The sequence below is a fragment of the Rhizobium sp. H4 genome (genome assembly GCF_003013335.1).
GTDB lineage: Bacteria > Pseudomonadota > Alphaproteobacteria > Rhizobiales > Rhizobiaceae > Rhizobium > Rhizobium sophoriradicis.
The window spans coordinates 1-5,097 of sequence record NZ_PSOW01000038.1 but is presented as its reverse complement, the minus strand read 5'-3'; the positions used below and the strand labels follow the sequence as shown (position 1 = coordinate 5,097).

At 56.3% G+C, this 5,097-nt stretch carries 2 protein-coding genes and 3 pseudogenes; 3 read left to right on the top strand and 2 right to left on the bottom strand.

From position 1 onward, the window contains the following. Positions 1-281: 281 nt before the first annotated feature. Positions 282-1,225: pseudogene (locus tag C4N04_RS31280) on the bottom strand (IS630 family transposase). A 296-nt stretch (positions 1,226-1,521) separates the two neighbouring features. Here C4N04_RS31280 and C4N04_RS32005 point away from each other — a divergent pair. After that, positions 1,522-1,914 (top strand): annotated as a pseudogene (locus tag C4N04_RS32005) (GDP-mannose 4,6-dehydratase); the annotation flags it as partial. Positions 1,915-2,324: 410 nt separating this feature from the next. On the opposite strand, the gene nodA reads toward C4N04_RS32005, so the two are convergent. Continuing rightward, entirely contained in the window at positions 2,325-2,912 is a 588-nt protein-coding gene (gene nodA, locus C4N04_RS31270) for a nodulation N-acyltransferase NodA (protein ID WP_004679687.1), read from the bottom strand. A 664-nt stretch (positions 2,913-3,576) separates the two neighbouring features. Here nodA and C4N04_RS32445 point away from each other — a divergent pair. Both C4N04_RS32445 and C4N04_RS31260 read left to right on the top strand, forming a co-directional pair. After that, positions 3,577-3,785, top strand: a pseudogene (locus C4N04_RS32445) (insulinase family protein); the annotation flags it as partial. 64 nt (positions 3,786-3,849) lie between these two features. Continuing rightward, positions 3,850-4,764: a hypothetical protein gene (locus C4N04_RS31260; RefSeq protein ID WP_010034735.1), complete on the top strand. Its 915-nt coding sequence runs from the start codon at positions 3,850-3,852 to the stop codon at positions 4,762-4,764. The last annotated feature ends 333 nt before the right edge of the window (positions 4,765-5,097 follow it).

The window sequence follows — 5,097 nt, the reverse complement described above, 5'->3', positions numbered from 1 at the left end:
CGTAAAATGCGATTTGACGCAAATCTGACATATCGCCTTCCTTCTTTCGTTCCATCCATCGCTGAGTAAAAGGCAGGCAGCTCGCGCCGCCTCGCATGGCAATCTTCAAAACCCGTGCCATGTGGGCCGATCGAGCCAAAGGAAAGATCCTTTTGTTGGGTTTCAGAAAGTTACTCCGAACCACCACAGGAAACTGCCAAACAAACCTAATGTCGCCGATCAGACAAAGCCGACAGACGGTGTCGTGATGGCATCACTTGCACCGCTAGAGCAAATCCTGCTCAATCTGGGTCATATCCAGCGGCCTTAAGGTAGTTTGCGCATTCTGCCGCAGTGAAGCGAGGTATCAAGGCCCCGACCGCATCCCATAGAGCATCGATCTTTCGCTCGGCTCGGCCTCGCAACATGGCTTTCAGCTTCGAGAATGCGTTCTCGATTGGATTGAAGTCCGGACTATAGGGCGGCAGGAACATGAGCTTGGCGCCGGCACGTTCGATGGCATCGCGGACACCGGCTATCTTGTGTGCAGGCAGGTTATCCATAATGACGACGTCGCCGATCTCCAGGGGCGGCACCAGCACCTGTTCGACATACGCAAGGAAGACGTTGCCGTTCATCGCGCCATCGTAGACGAATGGGGCGGTCATTCCGCTGAGGCGCAACGCACCGGTGAAAGTCGTTGTTTTCCAATGGCCGTGCGGCACGCCGGCACGGCAAACGCTCACCTCGCAATGCACGTCCGCGCAGACGTGACATCTTGGTCGAGAGGCCGGTTTCGTCGATGAAGATCAGTTTCTCCGGATCGAGGTCCAATTGACCATCGAACCAGGCGCGCCGGCGCTTCAGGACGTCCGGTCGGTCCTGCTCCAGTGCGTGTGCGGTCTTTTTTTAAAGGTCCACCCACGGCCTCGAAGCCAGGCGCCAAGTGCGCTGCGGCTGATCTTCACCTGCCGCTCGACGGACAAGCGCTCAACCATCTCATCGAGCGTCACATCCCTACGCTCGTTGATCAACGCGACAACGAATTCCTCGTGTGCATCCACTGCCGAAGGTCGTCTCCAGCTCTGTGGCAGAGCAGTTAACTCACCCTCTTTCGCTCTTCAATCCAGCGGATCGCCGTCGAAATCCCAACTCCGAAACGAGCCGCAGCCTGTCGAGCCGACATGCCCGCCGCAGACGCTTTCAAAACCCGTATTAGGAGATCATCGCTCAGGGCCTGTCCCATCATCCACCTCTCCGCTGTGGATGTTGAATCAGCTTCGGTCGCTCTCGTCACCTCACAATCGATTCATCAATCGCAGGACATGTCTAGGTCGACCGCGCGCCAGCGCGACCGCGACCATCAGCAGGACAAAGAGCTTTGAAAACAGGAGACAATCGCACATCCCTGTAGCCAAGAGAGAAATGGCGTATCGCACGGGAGACGCTGCGAGCGCCCAGTGATAGAGCTTCGCCTTGTGGCTGAACAAGCCAACTTCGATCGCGCAGGCCCGCCGCGCCCGACAGCTGGCCAAAAACAGCGCCAGGAGCTACGACTGGGGCCACGCACGTGAGTATGTCGAGGGCATGTCGCGCATGCTGCAGCAGGACAAACCGGATGGCCACGTCTTGGCGACCGGCGAGACGACGAGTGTCGGCCAATTTCTCGAGCGGGCTTTTGCCGACTTGAACATTACTTTGGAATGGAAGGCGTCCGGCGTCGACTGGCTACGACTCCGCGTCCGCTGCCTGCCTTGTTGAAGTCGATCCTCGATACCTCCGCCCGACGGAAGTTGATCTTCTGCCGGTGATCCGACCAAGGCCCGCCAGAAGCTGGGCTGGCAACACAAGGCCCCGGTTCAGGAGCTCGTCGCCGAGATGGTGCGCGAGGATGTCAAGCACTGGAAGGCCCTGAACAGCCGGGAAGAGCTCTGAGTGTACGACTTGTCCAACAAGAAGATCTGGGTTGTCGGCCATCGCAGTATGGTCGGCAGTGCGCTTGTGCGCAGGCTCCGATGCCGTGCTCTGCGGCAGTGGCGTCAGTTAGCGGGTCGAACGAGGAGCGCGGATCGTGAACCCGCGAGCGCGCAAAAATACGGCATTAGCCGATGATGTTCATACTTCCACCAGGTGCCCGGATTGCGGTACCGAGGCTTCGGGGCATATGTTCCTGATGGTCCTGCTTGTCTCGAATATCTCACGCTTGACGTCTAAGCGTTCGCAGATCGAAAGGTGCGGGATGTGTCATCGTGTGGGTCGGTCCGTCATCGAGGGTTAAATAGACGCACCGATCACTGGGCCGCCACCGTCTCTTCGGATAACTTCAGCTATGGGACCATGCTCTTTCATAGCTCAGGGCCATTCCGCTCGATCAAGGTCCCCGATGGCCAATCACTCATTGAGCATCCTATTGGGAATACTACCAAAATTACGTTTTCACAGCGCGTCGGCGGGAGGTTGAGATAAACATCGGCAAGGGTGGATCGCACGCGTACCCCTTCCAAAACCGTCGCAAGACCATTTCGGCAGAGCCTGAGAACAAGGTTGCGCAACGCCTGCCGAACACCGCCGAACGCAAACCGAACGCCAAGTTGCTGCAGCACTGGGTAAACAATGCGCATCGAATTAATGCCGTACCCCTCAAGATCTGGACGCACGCCCCACAATCCAAGCTCGCATACGAGTAGATCGACCTCGCCAACCCGAACGAAACGACGCAACAACCCCATGTGAGCGGCCACACCGTGCGCATCATAGCCTATTACGCGAAGCTCGGGCCTAGCTCCTGACCAACTACGAGCACCTTCGAATGGAAGGGCGTTGTAAGCTCCAGTTGGCCCATAGGTCTTCCGAAAGAAATCTGCGAGCTCCGTGTGGTCAGAGAGCTCCAACTCGTTTTCCCAGCACACTTTCCACCGCACCTGAGGGCTCATACCTAAACCTCCACTTAATACTCTGTCCAGGCGTCGACAGAGCAACTACTTGATACGCACTCGTTGGGGCGCTTCTAATGGCACTGGTATAAGCTGGTGAAATCATTTGTTTGGATGGAACTCATCCGTCCAATGGATGCGTTCCAATCAATCGGCCTGCCATCGGCTGCCGACGCCAGATGAAGCGGCCGGGCTCCAACTTCTTCGTGAACATGCCGCCTTGTCCATCATGCTGGATCATCTTGATCAGGCATCCAGGACATTGAACTGAAAAGTTGACCATGACTGAGAGGCTCGCTACTCAGGCAGAAGCAAGCCAAAGACGTTTTCGGCGATAATCAGGCAAATTGTCGAGATCACATTAGAACCCTCGGCGGAACCGGGCTGGTCTATCCCGGCGTCGAAAGTCGTCGAACGACCCGACCTGGCGGAGGGGTTTTTTCGGAATGTTCGGTTTGCGACAGTCTGATTCCACACAAAATGGGACGCGGCGATAGGCAGCAGCATTCTCCTGTTGAATCTGAAAGGGGTTCCCCTCGCAAAACGCCCTGGTTCGCTTTGGCTATCGCAGCCCATGGACCGGCACGCTGGGTATCGGCGAAGATTGCCAGAGGACATACTTGCCTGGCGATCCCGACCTCGGGAGAAGATGATGGGTACAGGAATGGATTCGCAGATCAGTGCGTTTCCGGTGCAAGCTTTTAGGACCCCGGACACAGCAAACGCCTCCCAGGACTGGCGAGGCGGCCGCGAGATCGCAATTTTCTCCTAGATAACGGTATGAGGTGATCGTCATACCCTGGTCACCGGATGCCGATCGTCACGCACATGGTCTGGTACAGAGCCGGCGGCGCCGATGAGCCCCCGAGGAAATACTTAGTGACTGGCACGGTTGTTGCGTCGTCTCACGAAAGACAGCCGTTAACGAGAGGTCACGATGATGGATGTATGCTCGATGGGGATGGTGTTGTGCGGTGGGTACCTTCTTGCTGCATCCGCAGGCAGACTCGGCGGCGCTGAGAATGTCTTATCTGACTCGCCTTTGTCCGCGGCTGATGTATCGAGTTTCGAGACTTTCATAGTTCGCAGCCCACCGACATCACTCAATCTGGATCCATTTTATGCCAAATATGCTGACGCAGCGGGCATACCTATTATTTCGTCAAACAAGGTTCCAGACACGGCACTATTGATCTCACGTGACATTGTCCTCTACATGTTGTCAGAACGCCGTGATGTCCGCGATGCTTTAATCCAGGCTGGAGCGCGGGTGGGCGTCATGGCAATTGACGAGACGACGACTGATATTCCCGAGCAGCGGGATTGGAAGAAGCCTCTTCCCGATGATCCACGTCTCACCCCTGACGAGCGGCGGGATTACGCCAACACGATCGGCAAGATGACTGCCCGAGACTACTGGGCACAAAGGGCGCGCGGCATGGGCGGGCTCTACACGACGGGAGCTGTGGAGAATTTGATGGGCGTGCCGGGCACGCGGTATTACGGCGGGAACATTCTTGTTCACGAATTCTCACATAATATTTTCAACGCGCTGCGCACGGTAGATCCTGATCTCGTTGCACGAGTTGAACGTGCCTATTCGCACGCCTACGAGAAAGGCCTCTGGGCGTGTTCCTATATGGAGAACAACGTCGATGAGTATTGGGCCGAGGGCACGCGATTTTGGTTCAATACGAACTTGGCTTACAGCCGAGGCAATCTCACCATTGCCACATCAGAAGATTTCGAGGCTCACGATCCAAGCCTCTATAATATCATGGCCGAAGTCTACCGCCATGACCACCACATTCTGGCGGATGTCTATTACCGGCATTCGGCGAAGTCGCAGTAATGTCCTTTGGTATTGACTGCCGGCCTCATGCTGCAATCCCGCTGGAGACCCGAACTATCGCTGATCGTCCGTAATTTGTCAGAGCCAGCCATAAATTTGAGTTTCCGTTCAATTGAAGCGCCCATGTTGTTCCCACGGGTGCATACCAAGTACTTCGTGGCCGCTGGAATTGGCTCCTTGTGCAACATCGAGACCAAATGACCTGCCACTGAATTTTCATCCGGCGGCGATTAGAGCCTCGGCGGTCTTGAAACGCTCCCAAACGTTGGACCACCGGATGCTAGAGTTTTCCGGCTTCATTCAGGGAGGCGGGCTGGTTGCGCCTCCCGAATT